The 17,828-nt window shown below is 72.4% G+C and carries 17 protein-coding genes; 14 read left to right on the forward strand and 3 right to left on the reverse strand.

Annotated elements, in window-relative coordinates; translation table 11 throughout:
• Positions 1-31 precede the first annotated feature (31 nt).
• The 3 genes from DQ384_RS34220 to DQ384_RS34230 all read right to left on the reverse strand — a co-directional run bounded on the left by DQ384_RS34220 (position 32) and on the right by DQ384_RS34230 (position 1,658).
• Positions 32-769 (reverse strand): FadR/GntR family transcriptional regulator, encoded by a 738-nt coding sequence (locus DQ384_RS34220; protein WP_114033015.1) that lies wholly within the window; start codon positions 767-769, stop codon positions 32-34.
• A gap of 119 nt (positions 770-888) precedes the next feature.
• Positions 889-1,329, reverse strand: coding sequence for a type II toxin-antitoxin system VapC family toxin (locus tag DQ384_RS34225; protein ID WP_114033016.1), 441 nt, complete (start codon positions 1,327-1,329; stop codon positions 889-891).
• A complete protein-coding gene (locus DQ384_RS34230; protein WP_114033017.1) occupies positions 1,326-1,658 on the reverse strand; it encodes a FitA-like ribbon-helix-helix domain-containing protein in 333 nt (110 codons plus the stop codon). The genes DQ384_RS34225 and DQ384_RS34230 overlap by 4 nt, the downstream gene beginning before the upstream one ends.
• 335 nt (positions 1,659-1,993) lie before the next feature.
• Between DQ384_RS34230 and DQ384_RS34235 the strand changes: the two genes are divergently transcribed.
• From DQ384_RS34235 to DQ384_RS34295, 14 genes are all read left to right on the forward strand, one after another.
• Positions 1,994-2,830 carry a (Fe-S)-binding protein gene (locus DQ384_RS34235; protein ID WP_114033018.1) on the forward strand — a complete coding sequence of 279 codons (837 nt, stop codon included), beginning with the start codon at positions 1,994-1,996 and terminating at the stop codon, positions 2,828-2,830.
• Positions 2,827-4,245 (forward strand): lactate utilization protein B, encoded by a 1,419-nt coding sequence (locus DQ384_RS34240; RefSeq protein ID WP_114033019.1) that lies wholly within the window; start codon positions 2,827-2,829, stop codon positions 4,243-4,245. The genes DQ384_RS34235 and DQ384_RS34240 overlap by 4 nt, the downstream gene beginning before the upstream one ends.
• On the forward strand, positions 4,242-4,856 hold the full coding sequence (locus DQ384_RS34245) for a LutC/YkgG family protein (protein WP_114033020.1): 615 nt from the start codon (positions 4,242-4,244) through the stop codon (positions 4,854-4,856). Before DQ384_RS34240 ends, DQ384_RS34245 begins: the two co-directional genes overlap by 4 nt.
• A gap of 149 nt (positions 4,857-5,005) precedes the next feature.
• Positions 5,006-5,443 carry a hypothetical protein gene (locus DQ384_RS43395; protein WP_245966975.1) on the forward strand — a complete coding sequence of 146 codons (438 nt, stop codon included), beginning with the start codon at positions 5,006-5,008 and terminating at the stop codon, positions 5,441-5,443.
• Positions 5,440-5,757 (forward strand): winged helix-turn-helix domain-containing protein, encoded by a 318-nt coding sequence (locus DQ384_RS34250; protein WP_245966976.1) that lies wholly within the window; start codon positions 5,440-5,442, stop codon positions 5,755-5,757. The genes DQ384_RS43395 and DQ384_RS34250 overlap by 4 nt, the downstream gene beginning before the upstream one ends.
• Positions 5,750-6,652: an ABC transporter ATP-binding protein gene (locus DQ384_RS34255; RefSeq protein ID WP_114033022.1), complete on the forward strand. Its 903-nt coding sequence runs from the start codon at positions 5,750-5,752 to the stop codon at positions 6,650-6,652. The genes DQ384_RS34250 and DQ384_RS34255 overlap by 8 nt, the downstream gene beginning before the upstream one ends.
• Complete coding sequence (locus DQ384_RS34260; protein WP_114033023.1) at positions 6,649-7,821, forward strand: ABC transporter permease; 1,173 nt, start codon at positions 6,649-6,651, stop codon at positions 7,819-7,821. Before DQ384_RS34255 ends, DQ384_RS34260 begins: the two co-directional genes overlap by 4 nt.
• A 78-nt stretch (positions 7,822-7,899) precedes the next feature.
• Entirely contained in the window at positions 7,900-8,988 is a 1,089-nt protein-coding gene (locus DQ384_RS34265; protein WP_181871568.1) for a GNAT family N-acetyltransferase, read from the forward strand.
• Positions 8,989-9,166: 178 nt separating this feature from the next.
• Positions 9,167-10,198 carry a sirohydrochlorin chelatase gene (locus tag DQ384_RS34270; RefSeq protein WP_114033025.1) on the forward strand — a complete coding sequence of 344 codons (1,032 nt, stop codon included), beginning with the start codon at positions 9,167-9,169 and terminating at the stop codon, positions 10,196-10,198.
• A 2-nt stretch (positions 10,199-10,200) separates the two neighbouring features.
• Complete coding sequence (gene cobT / locus DQ384_RS34275) at positions 10,201-11,349, forward strand: nicotinate-nucleotide--dimethylbenzimidazole phosphoribosyltransferase (protein ID WP_342769481.1); 1,149 nt, start codon at positions 10,201-10,203, stop codon at positions 11,347-11,349.
• Between the two features lie 142 nt (positions 11,350-11,491).
• Positions 11,492-12,556, forward strand: coding sequence for an agmatinase (gene speB, locus DQ384_RS34280; RefSeq protein WP_114033026.1), 1,065 nt, complete (start codon positions 11,492-11,494; stop codon positions 12,554-12,556).
• 55 nt (positions 12,557-12,611) lie between these two features.
• A complete protein-coding gene (gene cobA / locus DQ384_RS34285; RefSeq protein ID WP_114033027.1) occupies positions 12,612-13,847 on the forward strand; it encodes a uroporphyrinogen-III C-methyltransferase in 1,236 nt (411 codons plus the stop codon).
• Entirely contained in the window at positions 13,844-16,171 is a 2,328-nt protein-coding gene (locus DQ384_RS34290; protein ID WP_245966977.1) for a GTPase, read from the forward strand. Before cobA ends, DQ384_RS34290 begins: the two co-directional genes overlap by 4 nt.
• Positions 16,168-17,817 (forward strand): GTPase, encoded by a 1,650-nt coding sequence (locus DQ384_RS34295; RefSeq protein WP_114033028.1) that lies wholly within the window; start codon positions 16,168-16,170, stop codon positions 17,815-17,817. The genes DQ384_RS34290 and DQ384_RS34295 overlap by 4 nt, the downstream gene beginning before the upstream one ends.
• The last annotated feature ends 11 nt before the right edge of the window (positions 17,818-17,828 follow it).

Genomic DNA, 17,828 nt, shown 5'->3' on the forward strand with positions numbered 1-17,828 from the left:
TAGGGCGGGGCAGGCGAGGACGAGGTCGCGTTCAGAAGTGCTCGGGGTAGGCGTGGGCGAGGTGGGCTGAGACGGCCTCGACGGCGGCGGGGGCGTCGCCGGCGAGGATGGCCGCGTGGATGCGGCGGTGGTCCTCGCGGAGGGCCGTGGTGTCGCCGAGGCGTTCCACCGCGTCGATCGCGTGGCGGCGCATCGCGTCGCGCAGGGCGCGCATCACGGCCGCGACGAGCCGGTTCCCGGACGCCTCGGCGATGGCCACGTGGAACGCGATGTCGTGCCGGACGAACTCGGCGGCGCTTTCGGCGGCGTCCATGCCGCGCGTCGCCGCCTCCATGGCCCGCGTCGCGGCGTCCAGGGCGTCCATCTCGATGGGTGTGACGGACCCGGGACGCGCGGCCGCCCCGGTCCTGCGGGCGGCGGTCTCGGCGGACCAGCGCTCGATCATCAGCCGCGTGCCGATGACCTCGCGTGTCGAGAGGCTGGACATGCCGAGGCTGAGGCGCAGCAGGTCGCTGAGCGCGCTGTCGGGGCGGGAGGTGAGGATCGCGCCCGCGTCCGGCCCGCGTCCGGCCTGTGACGACACCACGCCCAGGGTCTCCAGCACGCGCAGCGCCTCGCGTACGGAGGACCGGCTGACCTGGAGCTCCTCGGCCAGGTTGCGCTCGCCGGGGAGCCGGTCGCCGACCCTGAGCCCGTCGTCCTCGATGCGCCGCTCGATCTGGAGGAGTACTTCCTCGAAGGCGCGCGTGCGCCGCTCCTTGTCCGCCACCCTGCCCCTCCTGCGCTCCTGGAGTGATGCGGGATCCAGTCACCAGAGTATGGTCTGACCATACTGAGGCACGCATGGATCGACACGATCATGGCGAGCTTCCCGCCGTATGGGCTGACTCAGATCGTGAGGAAGCCGTAAGCGGAGGCGATTTCGGACTGGGTCTTGTCGCGCGACGCAAAGCCGTACGCCTCGCCGTCGGAGAGTTCGGGAACGGTCAGCGACGCGATGGACACGTGCCATGCGTCCATGGCCCGAAGTCCGTGTTGGCGGACGATGCCGAGCGCCCGGGCCTCCACTTTCTCCTGCGGGGCGGTCAGCAGGGTGATCAGACCGCCCTCAGGGTCGGTATGGCTGTCCCAGGCGGCCAGAAGCTCCGGAAGGTCCCCTCGATGGCTGCGCGCAGCCCGCACCAAGGCGCCGCTCACTTCGATGTCGGTCCATGATCCCGTGACGAGCACGACATCGGGATCTTCCAGGAGCGAGCGGGCCTCATCGTGGTACGGCTCATCGGCCAGGTATGCGCGGGCCAGCACTGAGGAGTCGGCGTAGACGATCAAGGGCGTTCCCGGTCTTCGCCGAGGATCTCGTCCAGTTGCGGTCCCCAGCCGGCGGTGAGCCGCGCGATGTGGTCCATGTCCACGGGCTTTCGCCCGGAAGGGGAGGCCGCTTCCGTGGCGGGGGCGCGTGGGCTGCGCACCGCCAGCATGCCGAGCGCTGCGGCCCGGGACCTGAGCCGATCGCGGGGTGACTCCGGGTCGACGGTGGCCGCGACTGCGAGGATGTCGTTGGCGATCGCGTTGATGGACCGGTTCTCCCGTTGCGCGCGCTCGCGAAGGCGCGCGTGAAGCTGATCGTCCACTCTGAGGAGAAGCTGCTTCATGAGCATATGATATCACTCCTCCATTCTGATATCAGATAGCGCCGAGCCTCGGCCTCTGGCGCGAGCGTGAACTGAATGCTATGGGTGATCGATCGAACGCGAAGCGGAGTCGCGCGATCCTGTGGGTGCGGTCGGCGAAGTCTTCGAAGGCGCGCGTGCGCCGCTCCTTGTCCGCCACCTGCCCCTCCCTGGCTCCTGGAGTGATCCGGGACGCGGTCTCTAGAGTATGGTCTGACCATACTGGACATACATGGATCGACACGATCGTGGCGAGGTTCGGGCCGGATGGCGTGGGCCGGTGCGCGGCGTGGTGACCGCGGGATTTCGAGGAAGGGGTGCCGATGCGGGTCGCCCTGTTCGTCACGTGCTTGAACGACACGTTGTTCCCCGGCACGGGGAAGGCGGTCGTGACGCTGCTGCGGCGTCTCGGCTGTGAGGTGGAGTTCCCCGAGGGGCAGACGTGCTGCGGGCAGATGCACGTGAACACCGGCTACCGCGACGAGGGCGTGCGGCTCGCGCGCCACTTCCTGGACGTCTTCGCGGGGTACGACGCCGTGGTGGCGCCCTCGGGGTCGTGCGCGGCCATGGTCCGGGAGCAGTATCCGAAGCTCGCGGACGGCATGGGCGCGACGCGGCCGGGGGCCTTCGCGAGCGTTCACGGCGGGCGCTCGGGGTTCGCGCGGGCCGTGGCCGAGGTGACGCCCCGGGTGTACGACCTGTCGGAGTTCCTGGTGGACGTCCTCGGCGTCACCGACGTAGGCGCATATTTCCCACACCGGGTGACATATCACCCCACCTGCCACTCCCTGCGCGGCCTCCGCGTCGGCGACCGCCCGACCCGCCTCCTGCGGAACGTGCGCGGCCTGGAGCTCGTCCCCCTCCCCGGCGCCGACGAGTGCTGCGGCTTCGGCGGCACGTTCGCCGTCAAGAACGCGGCCGTCTCCGCCGCCATGTGCGCCGACAAGGTCGCGAACATCGAGTCCACCGGCGCCGAGGTGCTGTGCGCCGCGGACAACTCCTGCCTCATGCACATCGGCGGCACGCTGAGCCGCCAGCGCACGGGCGTCCGGGTGATGCACCTGGCCGAGATCCTCGCCGCGACGGAACGCGACGTGGGCGGCCCCATGAGCCGCGAGGTTCCCGCCGTGGACCCCGCCGTCAACGGGGAGGCCCGATGAGCGCCGGACCGGGCACGTTCCTCGGAATGCCCGCGTTCCCGAAGAACGCCGAGGAGGCCCTGGAGGACTCCCAGCTCCGCTTCAACCTGCGCAAGGCCACGCACACCATACGCGCCCGCCGCCAGGCCGTCGTCGACGAGCTGCCCGACTGGGCGGCGCTGCGCGCGGCGGGCAAGGCGATCAAGGACGAGACGCTGCGCAACCTCGACCGCTACCTGATCCAGGCGGAGGAGGCCGTCACCCGCGCGGGCGGTCACGTCCACTGGGCCGCGGACGCCGCCGAGGCCAACCGCATCGTCATCGACCTCGTCAGGGCCACCGGCGAGACCCAGGTCGTGAAGGTCAAGTCGATGGCCACGCAGGAGATCGGCCTGAACGAGGCGCTGGAAAGCGAAGGCATCACCGCCAACGAGACCGACCTCGCCGAGCTGATCGTGCAGCTCGGCGACGACTGGCCCTCGCACATCCTGGTGCCCGCGATCCACAGGAACCGCTCCGAGATCCGCGAGATCTTCCTGGAGCACATGGGCGAGTGGGGACGTCCCGCCCCCGCCGACCTGACCGACGACCCGAAGGCGCTGGCCGAGGCCGCGCGCCTGCACCTGCGCGAGCGGTTCCTGTCCGCCAAGGTCGGCGTCTCGGGGGCGAACTTCCTGATCGCCGAGACCGGCACGCTGGTCGTGCTGGAGTCCGAGGGCAACGGCCGCATGTGCCTCACCATGCCGCGGACGCTGATCAGCGTGGTGGGCATCGAGAAGGTCCTGCCGACGTGGCGCGACCTGGAGGTGTTCCTGCAGCTCCTGCCGAGAAGCTCCACGGGCGAGCGGATGAACCCCTACACCTCCACGTGGACGGGCGCCGTCGAGGGCCAGGAGTTCCACCTCGTCCTGCTGGACAACGGCCGCACCAAGGTGCTGGCCGACGAGATCGGCCGCCAGGCGCTGCGGTGCATCCGCTGCTCGGCGTGCCTGAACGTCTGCCCGGTGTACGAGCGGGTCGGCGGGCACGCGTACGGGTCGGTGTATCCGGGGCCGATCGGGGCGATCCTGACCCCGCAGCTGCGGGGGACGGCCTCGGAGCTGGACGCCTCGCTGCCCTACGCCTCCAGCCTCTGCGGCGCGTGCTACGACGTGTGCCCGGTGGCGATCGACATCCCGGAGGTGCTCGTCCACCTGCGCGCCAAGACCCCGCACGCCCCGGCCGAGCGGCTCGGGCTGAAGGTGGCGGCCTGGACCCTGGACCGGCCGTCCCGCCTGCGCCGCGCCCAGCGCCTGGCCTCGCGCCTGCGCGGTCTCCTGCCCCGGCGCCGCCTGCCGGGCCCGGGGGCCGCCTGGACCGACACCCGTGACGTTCCCGCCGTTCCGGAGGAGTCCTTCCGCGACTGGTGGAACCGCACCGAGGGAGGTGCTCGGTGAGCTCACGAGAGCAGATCCTGGCGCGGGTCCGCGCGGCGGTGGCCGGCGCGCCCGAGGTGCGGATCCCGCGCGACTACCGGACGACGGGGGCCGAGGCGGGGCGCGTCGAGCGGTTCGCCGAACGGGTGCGCGACTACAAGGCCGTCGTGCACGTCGTCCCCGCCGCCGAGGTGGCCGCGACGGTCGCGGACGCGCTGTCGCGGCGCGGCGCGCGCCGGCTGGTCGTCCCGGACGGGCTCCCCGAGCGGTGGCTGAGCGCCGCGCCGTCCGTGGAGCGCCTGGTGGACGACCCTCCGCTGACCGCCGCCCTCCTGGACGCGGCGGACGGCGTGATCACCGGCTGCGCGGTCGCCGTCGCCGAGACGGGCACGATCGTCCTGGGCACCGGCCCCGGCCAGGGACGCAGGGCGCTCACGCTGGTCCCGGACTACCACCTGTGCGTGGTCCTGGACGAGCAGATCGTGCCCTCCGTCCCCGAGGCGGTGGCCCGCCTGGACCCGGCCCGTCCCCTGACCTGGATCAGCGGTCCCTCGGCGACCAGCGACATCGAGCTGAACCGCGTCGAGGGCGTCCACGGCCCCCGCACGCTGGAGGTCGTCATCGCTCTTTAGCCTCCGCCTCGCGAGGAAACCCCGGTACGGCTTCGCCCGCCGCGCCGGGGTTTCCTCGCGTTTGAAGGCCGGTAATGTACTTGAACGGGAGTTGAATGCTGCTAGCGTCTTGAGTGCGTGAAGGAAGTGCGCGACGGAGGGGTGAGTACGTGAACGCCGGTGATGATCTGAGCGCGGACGACGCGCTCGCCGAGATCGGCCGCATGCGCAGGAGCGTCGGGCGGTCCGCTACGTCCATGGGGTGGCTGTACCTCGCCTGGGGCGTCGCGGCGCTGCTCTACTGGCCTGCGATCTTCTTCGCCCCGTCGCCCGTTCCGCGCGTCGCGGCCTTGGCGTGGATGGCGCTGACAGTGCTCTCCTTGGTGTACGCCTGCCGGCTCGGCGTGTACGACCGCGCGCGCATGCACTCCCGGGTGGCCGCCGTATGGGTGGCCGCGATGGTCGGCGTGGCCCTCTTCGGGCTGTACGTCATACCCGAGCACCCCTCCGGCTGGTGGGTCGCCGCCGGCCTGGCCGCTACGATCCTCGCGGCGCTGCCCGTGCTGTACGCGGCCTGGCGCCTGCGGCCCTGGGAAGGCGCGAGGTGACCGAGAGCGGCACGCATCCCCGGCACGACCTCGACCAACTCATCCACGCGCCGGTCCGGCTGTCGATCATGGCCGCTCTGGCCGCCGCCGAGAAGGTCGAGTTCCGCTTCCTGCGCGACACGATCGAGGTCAGCGACTCCCTGCTGTCCAAGCACATGCTGACCCTCGAAGAGGCGGGTTACGTCAAGGTCGAGAAGGCCTTCATCAGCAAGAAGCCCGGCACCTGGCTCTCGCTGACCCCGGCGGGCCGCGCGGCCTTCCAGGACTACGTCGCGGTGCTCGAAAAGATCATGAAGGGATCCCCCCATGCTTGAGGTCGACGGCCTGAGAAAACGGTATGGCGACACGGTGGCACTCGACGGCGTCAGCCTGACGGTGCGCTCCGGTGAGATGTTCGGCTTCGTCGGCGCCAACGGCGCGGGGAAGACGACGACGATGCGCATCGTGATGGGCGTGCTGAGCAGCGACGGCGGCGAGGTGCGCTGGAACGGCGACCGGGCCGGCCACGAGACCCGCCGCCGGTTCGGCTACATGCCGGAGGAGCGCGGGCTGTACGCGAAGATGCGCGTGGGCGAGCAGATCGAGTACTTCGGCAGGCTCGGCGGCATGAGCCCGCAGGCCGCCAAGAGGTCGGCGGACGAGCTGATCGAGCGGCTGAGCCTGACCGAGCGGCGCGGCGACGACGTCGACAGCCTGTCGCTGGGCAACCAGCAGCGCGTGCAGCTCGCCGTGGCGCTCATCCACGGCCCCGAGCTGCTGGTCCTGGACGAGCCGTTCTCCGGCCTCGACCCGATCGCGGTCGACGCGCTGGCCGGCGTCCTCGCCGAGCGCAAGGCGGCGGGGGTGCCGGTCGTCTTCTCCAGCCACCAGCTCGACCTGGTCGAGCGCCTGTGCGACTCGGTCGGCATCATCAAGGCGGGGCGCATGATCGCCGGGGGCACGGTCGAGGAGCTGCGGGCACGGGAGTCCCGCAAGCGCCTGCGCATCGTCGTGACCGGCGCGCTGCCCGGCTGGGCCGACCGGCTGCCCGGCGAGATCGTCGCCAAGACCGACCGCACGTTCGGCGACGGCGCGCGGTACGACGAGGTGATCCTCACGCCCACCGACGACCAGGAGGCCCTGCGCGTCGCCGCCCAGGCCGGCCAGGTCCAGCACTTCGCCTGGCAGGAGCCTTCGCTGGCCGAGATCTTCCGTGAGGTGGTCGCGTGAACGCCGTGACGCTCGTCGCCCGCCGCGAGATCGACGTTCGGAGCCGGACGAAGGGCTTCCGCTACGGGCTGCTCGTGACGGCGGTGCTCGTGGCCGTGCTCGCCGCCCTTCCCAAGCTGATCGGCGGCGGCTCCGACTACACCGTGGGCCTGGCGGGGCAGCAGGCCGACCGGCTCCAGGCGGCGCTCGCCGCCCAGGCCGCGCAGGCGGGCGACGTCACCGTCACGGTCACGCGGTACGCCGACGAGGCCGCGGCGCGCAAGGGCGTCGAGGACGGCGACGTCGAGGCGGCCGTCGTGGACAACGCCACCGTCATCGCCAAGACCGTGGTCGGCGACAGCCTGGCGGTGATGCTCGACACGGCCCACCGCGCGGTCGCCACCGAGGCGAACCTCACGGCCGCGGGCCTCGACCCGGCCAAGGTCGGGCAGGCCCAGCGGGTCGGGCCGATGAAGGCCGTGTCGCTCAACGGCACCGGCGAGGACGCCACGATCCGGCGCGTGCTCGCCATGGTCATCGTCGTCATCCTGTTCATGCTGCTGATCCAGGTCTGCACCTGGGTGGCGATGGGCGTGGTGGAGGAGAAGGGCAGCAGGATCGTCGAGATCCTGCTCACCGCGGTGCGCCCGTGGCAGCTGCTGGCGGGCAAGGTCATCGGCCTGGGCGTGCTCGGGCTGTCCCAGGTGATCGTCATCGCGGTGGTCGGCCTGGCGGCGGCGCAGATCACCGGCGCGGTTCCGGACCTGCCCGAGGGCACGTACGGGGTGGTGGCGGGCGCCGTCGTGTGGTTCCTGCTGGGCTACGTCTTCTACGCGGCGATGTTCGCGGCCATCGCCTCGCTGGTGTCCAGGCAGGAGGAGCTCAGCGGAGTGCTGACCCCCGCGACGATGCTGCTGATGGCCAGCTACCTGGTCGGGTTCGTCGCGGCGGGCGCGCCCGACAGCACTCTGACGCACGTGCTGTCGATCGTCCCGCCGTTCTCCGCGATGGTCATGCCGGTACGCTCGGCGGTCGTCGACGTGCCGCTCTGGGAGACGGGCCTGGCCGCGGGGCTGATGATCGTCGCGGCGGTCGCCGTGCTGCTGCTCGGCGGGCGTATCTACCAGCGGGCGGTCCTGCGCACCGGCGCCCGGGTGAAGTGGCGCGAGGCACTCGCCTCGGCGTCCTGAGTTGCGAACCATCCCCCTTGTGCGGTGAGCTGATATGTCCGCACAGGGGGGATGAAATTGTCCGGCTTTGAACAGCACTTGACGATCACGACCAAGCGGCTCGTGCTCCGGCCCTTCGGCCCGCACGACGCCGACAGGGTGAGGGTGATCGTCGAGTCCGGCGCACGGTTCCTCCCGCCGGGCGTCCCCGCTCACGTCTCCGGCGTGTCCCAGTGGCTCTCCTACGGCGTGCACGAGCTGTGGCGGTCCGGCCAGGGCGTCCACCTCGCGATGCTCGCCGACGGCGTCATCGTCGGCGCGATCAGCCTTTTCAAGGCCGTGTGGGCCGCCGGGACCGCCGAGGTCGGGTACGGCGTCCACCCCATGCACCGCGGCCGGGGGTACGCCACCGAAGCCCTCGCCGGGCTGACCGAGTGGGCGCTCACCGAGGGCGGCCTGCGCCGGGTGGAGCTGCGCGCCAACCTGGACAACACCTCGTCGCTCCGCGTCGCCGAGAAGGCCGGGTTCACCCGCGAGGGGCTGTTGCGCGGCGGCGGCCACGAGGACGACGGGCCGCACGACCTGGTGGTCTTCGGCATGATCTCCCGCGATCTCGCCATGGGGCCGCCGACGGTGAACGGCCGCGGCTTCGGCACCGGCGTCCGCCTGGAGAGCGAGCGGCTCCTGCTGCGTCCCTTCACCGGCACCGACGCCCGCGACGTCCACGCCGCGGTCGACGGCGACCCCGAGATCAACCGCTGGATGCCCTGGGCCGAGGGGTACGACCTCCAGCGCGCGTACGACTGGTGCACCCGGTACGCCCACGCCGACTCGGTGAACGGCGTCCACTTCGCCATCGAGCCCAGGACCGGGGGCCGGCTGGCCGGCTCGGCCGGAGTGCAGCGGGCCGACTGGGAACGCGGGGACGCCGAGATCGGCTACTGGATCTCGCCCTGGGCGCGGCGTCAGGGCGTCGCGCTGGAGGCGACCCGGGCGCTGACCACGTTCCTCATGATGCGCGGGTTCCACCGGGTCACGCTGCTCATCGCGGTGGGCAACCACGCGAGCCAGGGGGTGGCCAGGAAGGCGGGCTTCACCGAGGAGGGAATCCTGCGGCGCGCCCTGCACGTCTCCGGCGGCCTCTCCGACGCCGTCCTGTTCAGCCTGCTCAAGGGCGAACCCTTCTAAGCGGCAGGTAACGGAGGCGGAGGGGTGTCTCCGCCGGTCGCTCCGTCCGCAAGATCACGATGAATCATCGGTCTTGACTTGGCCAAATAGGGCGCAAAGTCATGTCCATGGATTGGCAGATTCGTATATCCTCGCGACCCGGCCAACATAACCGCAGGTCAACGTATCGGAGATCCATATGAAGCCGTCGCTCTTGCTCATCGGGCACGGCGCCCACGACGACACGGGCGCGGCCGAGTTCGGCCGTTTCGTCCACCGCCTGCGGTGCCGCCTCGACGGGGTCGCCGCCGACGTGTCCGGCGGGTTCGCCGCCCGGGGACGCCCTTCGCTCGGCGATTCGGTCGCCTCCCTCGTGGCCCGCGGCCACCACCGCATGGTCGCCCTCCCCCTCACGCTGGGTGACGAGGCCGCCATCACCGCCGCGCTCGCGCGGGCGCGGGTGGCCCACCCGACCCTGACCTATGACTACGGTCAGTCGCTCGCCGCGTCCCCGGGGGCGCTGGCGCTGATGGGCGAGCGGCTCGCGGACGCGCTCGCCGAGATGCCGCGCCTCACCGCCGTCTCCCCGGCCGACGACCACGAGGCCCACCGGGAGCCGGTCACCCCGGCCGAGACCGCCGTGGTGCTGGTGGGGCACGGCTCCTCCGACGCCGCCGCCAACGCCGACGTCCACCGCGTGTCGCGGCTGTTCTGGGAGACCCACGCGCCCGGCCTGCTGACCGTCGAGACCGCCTACGTGTCCGACGCGCCGCCGAGCGTCGCCCAGGGCATCGAGCGCTGCCGCCGCCTCGGCGCCAAGCGCGTCGTCGTGCTTCCGTACCTGCTGTTCGCGGGCGCCGTCCTCGAACGCATCTGGGCCGAGGCCCTGGCGTACGCCGCCGGGCACATCGACCTGGACGTGCGCTGCGCCGAGGTCATCGGCGACTGCGAGGGCCTCGCCGACCTGATCATCGAGAGGTACGAGCGGACGCTGACCGCGGGCGAGCCCGAGGGGGACCGCCTGGAGGTGTCCTTCGGCGCGACCCTGGAGGGGCCGGTCGGAGCCGAGCCTGTGGAGGACGTCGAGACGCTGGAGGGCGTGCTGGAGGAGGTCGAGTCCCTGACGGACGCGCTGGACGGCGTCGAGCCCCTGGAGCCCGCCGGGCAGGACGTCCTGCGCGCGCGGCGGACACCTCGGGAGAGGCCCGCGATGGCGGAGGGGCGCGTCTGAGCATGAGCGCGCCCGAGCCCTGGACGGCGCCCTGGACGATGGAGGCCCTGGAGCGGACGCTGGCCGCGATCGGCCCGGCCGACGCCGGGGCGATGGCCAGGGCCCGCGCCCACCAGGACCGCCTGACCAAGCCGCGCGGGGCCCTCGGCGAGCTGGAGGACGTGGCCGTACGGCTGGCGGGCATCGCGGGCGTCTGCCCGCCGCCGCTTCCCGTGCCCGCCGCCCTGGCGATCTTCGCCGCCGACCACGGGGTGCACGCCCACGGGGTGAGCCGCTGGCCGCAGGAGGTCACCGCGCAGATGGTGGCGAACTTCGTGGCGGGCGGCGCGGTGGCGAACGCCTTCGCGGCGCACGCGGGCGCGTCGGTGACGGTCGTGGACGTGGGCGTCGCCTCCGACCTGCCCGAGTCGCCCCGCCTGCTGGCGCGCAAGGTGGCGTACGGCACCGCCGACCTGTCCCGCGGACCGGCGATGTCGGCCGAGCAGGCGCTCGCGGCGGTCGGCGTCGGCGTGCGGGTCGCGCTCGACCTGGTGGACGCCGGCGCGGCCTGCCTGGTCGCCGGGGACATGGGCATCGCCAACACCACCGCCTCCGCCGCGCTGATCTGCGCGTTCACCGGCCGGGACGCGGCCGAGGTGACCGGCGGAGGCGCGGGCGCCGACGCGGGCTCGCTCGCCCGCAAGATCGAGATCGTCCGGCGCGGGCTGGAGGTCAACGGGGTCACGGCCCCTCCGCCCGCCCCGGAAGGGCCTGACCGGGGGCGGCGGGAGGCGCTGCGCAGGCTGGCGGCGGTCGGCGGCCTTGAGCACGCGGCCATCACGGGCTTCGTCCTCGCCGCCGCGGCGTCGCGCGTGCCGGTCATCCTGGACGGCGTGATCGCCGGGGCCGCCGCGCTGGCCGCCGCCGCGCTGGCCCCGGCGGCCGTCGACCACTGCGTGGCGGGGCACCGCTCGGCCGAGCCCGGGCACGCGATCACGCTCGGCCATCTGGGCCTTCGTCCTCTGGTGGACCTGGAGCTCCGGCTGGGCGAGGGGACGGGGGCGCTGCTGGCGTATCCGCTGGTCGGCGCGGCCGTGCGCGTCATGCACGAGGTCGCCACGTTCGACTCGGCGGGGGTGACCGGCAAGGACGGCGCCGGGCGTACGTCCTGACAGGCGGCGTCCGTACGGCGGCAGAGGGGGCGTGCGTCCGTCGTGAGGGCAGGGCCGAGGCCGGATCTCGCGCTGGGGTGGGCACGTTCCGTTAATACGGTTAAATGGTGACATTCTGCTGCCAGAGCATGATTGGACCCCGATGCGTTACGGCCCCATGTTCGGCCCCGACATCACGTTCCTCGGCGTGGAGCGCTGCGATCTCGGCGACCCGGCGAGCTACGCGGGCGCGGACGTCGTCATCCTCGGGGCACCGTTCGACGGCGGCACGAGCAACCGGCCCGGCGCGCGGTTCGGCCCGATGGCCCTGCGGCAGGCCTGCTACCTTCCCCACGACGGGTCCCGGCCCAGCCTGGCCCTGCGCGTGGACCCGCTGCGCGACCTGAAGATCCTCGACGCCGGCGACGTCGAGTGCTACTCCGGCGACATCGAGACCTCGATCGCGAACATCGAGGAGGCCGTCCACACGATCGCCGCGTCCGGCGCCCTGCCGCTCGTCCTCGGCGGCGACCACACCATCGCCCTGCCCGACGCCCGCGGCGTGGCCCGCCACCACGGCTTCGGGCGCGTCTCGATGATCCACTTCGACGCGCACGCCGACACCGGGAACATCGAGTTCGGCCACCTGTACGGCCACGGCCAGCCCATGCGCCGCCTCATCGAGTCCGAGGCGATCCGCGGCGACAGGTTCCTGCAGGTCGGGCTGCGCGGCTACTGGCCAGGCCCCGAGACGCTCACCTGGATGGCCGAGCAGGACATGCGCTCGTACGAGATGACCGAGATCGTGGAGCGCGGCCTCACCGAATGCCTCACCGAGGCGTTCGCCATCGCCACCGACGACTGCGACGGCGTGTTCCTCTCCGTCGACATCGACGTCTGCGACCCCGGCCACGCGCCCGGCACCGGCACCCCCGAGCCCGGCGGGCTGTCCGCCCGGGAGTTGCTCGACGCGGTCCGGCGCATCTGCTACGAACTGCCCGTCGTCGGCATGGAGGTCGTCGAGGTCGCCCCGCCGTACGACCACGCCGAGATCACCGCCTACCTGGGTAACCGCGTGATCTTGGAGGCGCTGTCCGCCCTCGCCCGCAGGCGCGAGGTGGAGGCGGGAGGCGAACCCTGGGATCCCCGCAGGCCGCTCCTGGAAGGCAGGCGCGCGGCGGGGGACGAACGCGGCGCAGCCGTGCCTCCGGCCGCGGACGGCCTGTAGGTTTACTCCACGCACAACGGTTTTGCCACTTCCCGGGAAAGGGAACACCGTCCCAATGTCGTCGCCCTACCTGCTCGGTCTCCGCCTCGACGGCAGGCGTGTGCTCGTCGTCGGCGGCGGGCGCGTGGCCCAGCGCAGGGTGCCCACCCTGCTCGACGCGGGCGCCTCGATCACCCTGGTGTCCCCGAGCGTGACCCCGGCCCTGGACGATCTGATCGCCGACGGCGCGATCACCTGGGAGCGCCGCGCGTACCAGGTCGGCGACTGCGACGGCGCGTGGCTCGTCCAGGCCTGCACGTCCGACCGCGCCGTCAACGCCGCCGTCGCCGCCGAGGCCGAGGCCAAGCGCGTCTGGTGTGTGCGCGCCGACGACCGCGACGCCTCCGCCGCCTGGACTCCGGCGAGCGGCCGCGTCGACGAGATCAGCGTCGCCGTCACCGCCGGGGGAGACCCGCGCCGCGCGGCCGGCATCCGGGACGCCGTGGTGGACGCGCTGCGCGACGGAACGGTCGACGCCCGGCGCAACCGCACCAAGCCCGTCGGCGTCGCGCTGGTCGGCGGCGGCCCCGGCGATCCGGCGCTGATCACCGTGCGCGGGCGTCAGCTGCTCGCCCAGGCCGACGTCGTCGTCGCCGACCGCCTCGCGCCACGCGCCCTGCTGGACGAGCTAGCGCCGGACGTCGAGCTGATCGACGCCGCCAAGATCCCCTACGGCCGCTACCTCGCCCAGGAGAAGATCAACGAGCTGCTGGTCGAGCACGCCAGACGCGGCAGGTTCGTCGTCCGGCTCAAGGGGGGCGACCCGTTCGTCTTCGGCCGCGGCGGCGAAGAGATGCTGGCCTGCGCGCGGGCCGGAATTCCCGTCGTGGTGGTCCCGGGCGTGACGAGCGCGGTCGCGGTGCCCGCGGCCGAGGGAGTGCCCGTCACCCACCGCGGAGTCAGCCAGGAGTTCCACGTCATCTCCGTTCACGTGGCACCCGATGATCCGAAATCAACTGTTGACTGGCCGGGACTGGCGAGATCACCGGGAACCCTGGTACTTCTGATGGCTGTCGAGAGAATTGCCGCGATCGCTCACACACTGATACGAGAAGGACGTTCGCCGGAAACACCCGTGATGGTGGTACAGGACGGTACTCTTCCCACCCAGCGAGCTCTTTATGCCGACCTCACCACGGTGGCGGAGCGCGTGATCGCCGCTGGGACGCGGCCTCCGGCGATCGTGGTCGTCGGTGACGTCGTCAGGGTCGGCCAGGAGATCAAGATGGTGCGAGCGGAGCGGGTTCCGTGAAATCGGCTGCGAAGAAGACGGAGTGCGCCGATGAGCACACCGAGCGGTCGGGTGACGAGGTGACCAAGGGGAAGGACTTCCCCGAGGCCCTGGAGGAACAGACCATAACGTTCCAGGCGATCGGGGTCGACGACGACCTGGCCCCGGACGGCGCGTCCGGCGAAGACGCGCAGGCCCTCGCCGCCTCGGAGGGCGCGGACTCGGATGCGGTGGCCGGCGCTCCGGCTTCGCAGGCGCAGGACGAGCCGGAGAAGCCGGAAGAGCCCGCGACCACGGACGACGCCACGGCCGCGGAGGGCTCGGACGCCTCCGAGACGACATCGCCGGCCACGGACGAAGCGGACGACACGGACGAACCGGACAGCGCCGAGGGGTCGGACGGCACGAAGGAATCGCAGGGCACGAAGGAATCGGACGCCACAGAGGGATCGGACGGCGCGGAGGGATCGGACGGCGCGGAGGGATCGGACGGCGCGGAGGGATCGGACGGCGCGGAGGGATCGGACGGCGCGGAGGGATCGGACGGCGCGGAGGGATCGGACGGCGCGGAGCGAACGGCGTCGGCCGAGGACGTCCCGGAGGTCGTGGCCGAAACCCCGCCGGACCCGCCCGAGGAGTCCGCGCACGTCCGCGAGCTGCCGCTGCCCAAGCCCGTCTCCCGCGCCCTGACCGCCGCGCTCTCCAACCTCAAGAACAGCGTCACCGGCCTCCGGCTCGGCCTGGACGTGCCCGGGGTCGAGGACGCGCGCAAGGCCCAGGCCGAGATCCTCGCCCAGCTCGAGAACTACGTGATCCCGCGCGTGCACATGAGCGTCGCGCCCGCCCTGGTCGTCGTCGTCGGCTCCACGGGCGCGGGCAAGTCCACGCTGGTCAACACGCTCGCCGCGGCCAAGCTGAGCGCCACGGGAGTGCGCCGCCCCACCACCGGCACCCCCGTGCTGGCCTGCCACCCCGACGACCGCGACTGGTTCGCCAAGGGCGAGGTGCTCGGCGGCATGATCCGCGTCGACCGGCCCGGGACGGACGGCACGCTCGACAGCCTCGTCCTGTCCTCCAGCGAGCGGCTGCCCCCGGGCGTGGCGCTGCTGGACACCCCGGACATCGACTCGGTGGTCGAGGCGCACCACGAGGTCGCCCACCGCATGCTCGACGCCGCCGACCTGTGGGTCTTCGTCACCACGGCCGCGCGGTACGCCGACGCCCCGTCCTGGAGCGTCTTACGCCGCGCCAAGGAACGCGGCGCCCGCCTCGCCATCGTCCTGTCCCGCGTCCCCGTGAGGTCCCGGGACGTGATCGACAAGCACTTCGCCCGCATGCTGCAGGAGTACGGCCTCGGCGACGTCGAGCGCTTCGTGATCAACGAGTCGACGGTCACCGCCGGCCGCCTGCCCGAGGAGGAGGTCGCCGAGCTGCGCATGTGGCTGACCGAGCTCTCGGTGGACGGCCAGCGCCGCGAGCAGGCCATCCAGGCCACCCTCGACGGCGTGATGTCCAGCTTCCGCGCCCGCGTCCCCGCCCTCGCCCGGCACCTGGAGGCCCAGGTCGCCTTCCGCGCCGAGCTGCGGACGGACGTCGACGCCGCGTACATGGCCGCGCTCGCCGAGATCGACGAGGTCACCACCAACGGGTCGCTGCTGCGCGGGGAGGTCCTCGCCCGCTGGCAGGACTTCGCGGGCTCGGGCGACCTGATGCGCACCCTTCACATGCGCCGCCCCGGCCGCCTGGCCACCAAGGCGTCCCAGCAGGCCCCCGCCCGGTCGCGCGCCTTCAAGCACGCGCTGCGCGCGGCGCTGGAGTCCGTCATCGTCGCGGCCGGGCAGCGCGCGGCCGAGGAGGTCGTCACCCGGTGGCGGCAGCGCGACCGCGCCGGCGACCGCCTCGCCGCCACGCCGGGCCTCGGCCGGCCGTCGGAGGAGTTCGTCCGCAGGGTCGGCCGCATGGTCGGCGCCTGGCAGGAGCACGTGGTGGGCCTCGTCCGGACGGGCGGCGTGGCCAAGCGGTCGGTGGCCAAGCTGGTCTCCTTCGACGAGGAGTCACTCTCGCTCGTCTTCATGATCGGCCTGCTGGGGTACGGGAGCTCGGAGGTCGCGGAGGCCTCGGGCACCGGCACGCTGCCCGAGCGGCTGCTGCGCGGCGTGCTCGGGGCCGACTCGCTGCGCACCATCGGCACCAGGGCGCGCAGCGACCTGCGCGCCCGCATCAGCCTCCTGTTCGACGAGGAGACCCTGAGATACGTGCAGGTGCTCGACGAGGCGGGAATCCCGGACGAAGCCGCCGCCAAGCGGCTCTACCAGGCAACGTACAACCTCGAGGTCGCCCGATGACGGTCAGCGGCGGACGTGCCGGGACGATGGAGACGAGAAGTGACCTGGGCCACCGCATGGCGGCCCTGGCGAAGGTCGTGGAGCTCGGCCCCGGCAGGGTCGACCCCGCGCTGATCGCCGAGGCGGGGCGGCTGCTGCTGCGCGCCGGCGATCGTCTCAAGCTGTCCGGCGAGCACACGGTGGTGGCGCTCGCGGGCGGCACGGGAAGCGGCAAGTCGTCGCTGTTCAACCGCGTCTCGGGGCTGGAGCTGTCCCCGACCGGGGTCCGCAGGCCGACCACCGCCCGGCCGCACGCCTGCGTGTGGGGCATCGACGGCGCCGGGCCGCTGCTCGACTGGCTGCAGATCCAGTGGCGCCACCGCTTCGCCCGCGCCAGCGCCCTTGACAGGGGCGAGAGCCAGCTCCACGGGCTGATCCTGCTCGACCTGCCCGACCACGATTCGATCCGCGCGATCACCGACCACGAGGCCGACCGGCTGATCCAGATCGCCGACGTCATCGTCTGGGTGCTCGACCCGCAGAAGTACGCCGACGCGGCGACTCACAGCAAGTACGTCGCCGAGCTCGCCGGGCACGAGGCGGTCACGGTGTTCGCGCTGAACCAGGCCGACCGGCTGGCCCCCGAGGAGCTGGCCGAGTGCGTCGTGGACCTGTCCGACCTGCTCAAGCGGGAGGGCGTGCAGCACCCGCGCATCGTCCCGACCTCGGCGACGACCGGCCGTGGGGTCAACAGCCTCAAGAGCGTGCTGGCCGAGTCGGTCGCCGGGCGCAGGGCCGCCGTCCAGCGCCTGGAGGCCGACCTCGACCGCGTCACGGCCCGGCTGACCAAGGTCATGCCCAAGGCCGAGGCCATGATGGTACAGCCCACGGTCGACCTCGCCCGTCAGGAGGGCCTGACCGACGCGCTGAGCGACGCGGTCGGCGTCCCGGCCGTCGGGGAGGCCATGGAGAACGTCTACGGGGTGCGGTCGCTCGACTGGGTCGGCTGGCCGTTCGCCCGCTGGGCCTCCCGCCTGCGTCCCGACCCCTTGAGTAGCCTGCGCATCGGCAATCTGCGTGACGAGATCAAGGCCGTGACGGCGGCCAAGGTCAGCGCCCAGCCCGCCGAGGTCGAGAACGCCGTGCACGCGCTGGCCGACGGGCTGACGTCCGGAATGCCCGAGGCTTGGCGCGACGGCGTCCGCGACGCCGCGCGCTCGCAGGTGAGCCGGCTGCCCGAGGTCCTGTCCGGAGAGCTGTCCGAGACCGCCCCGCGCCTGGACCGCGTGCCGGGGTGGTGGCGGCTGCTGAAGGTCTGGCAGTACCTGCTGGTGGCGCTGTTCGCCGCCGGGCTGGCCTGGGCCGCCGCCATCGTGGTGTACGGCGTGCTCAAGCTGGGGCAGCCCCCCGCCGACCTGCTCGGAGACGTCTCGGTGCTGCCCTGGCTCGGGGTGATGGTGGTCAGTGTGCTCGGGCTCGGCCTTCTGTCGGCCATCGCGAGCCGCAACTTCGTCGTGCTCGGCGCGGGCAAGGAGCGGGACCGGCTCGAACGCGACATGCGGCGGCGCATCTCGATCGTGTCGAAGGACATGGTGGTCAAGCCGGTGGAGCAGGAGCTCCAGCGGTACAACGAGTTCTTCGCCGCGCTCGCCGCCGCCCGGCGCTGACGGTCTCCTCC

It is taken from the genome of Sphaerisporangium album (assembly GCF_003323745.1).
GTDB lineage: Bacteria > Actinomycetota > Actinomycetes > Streptosporangiales > Streptosporangiaceae > Sphaerisporangium > Sphaerisporangium album.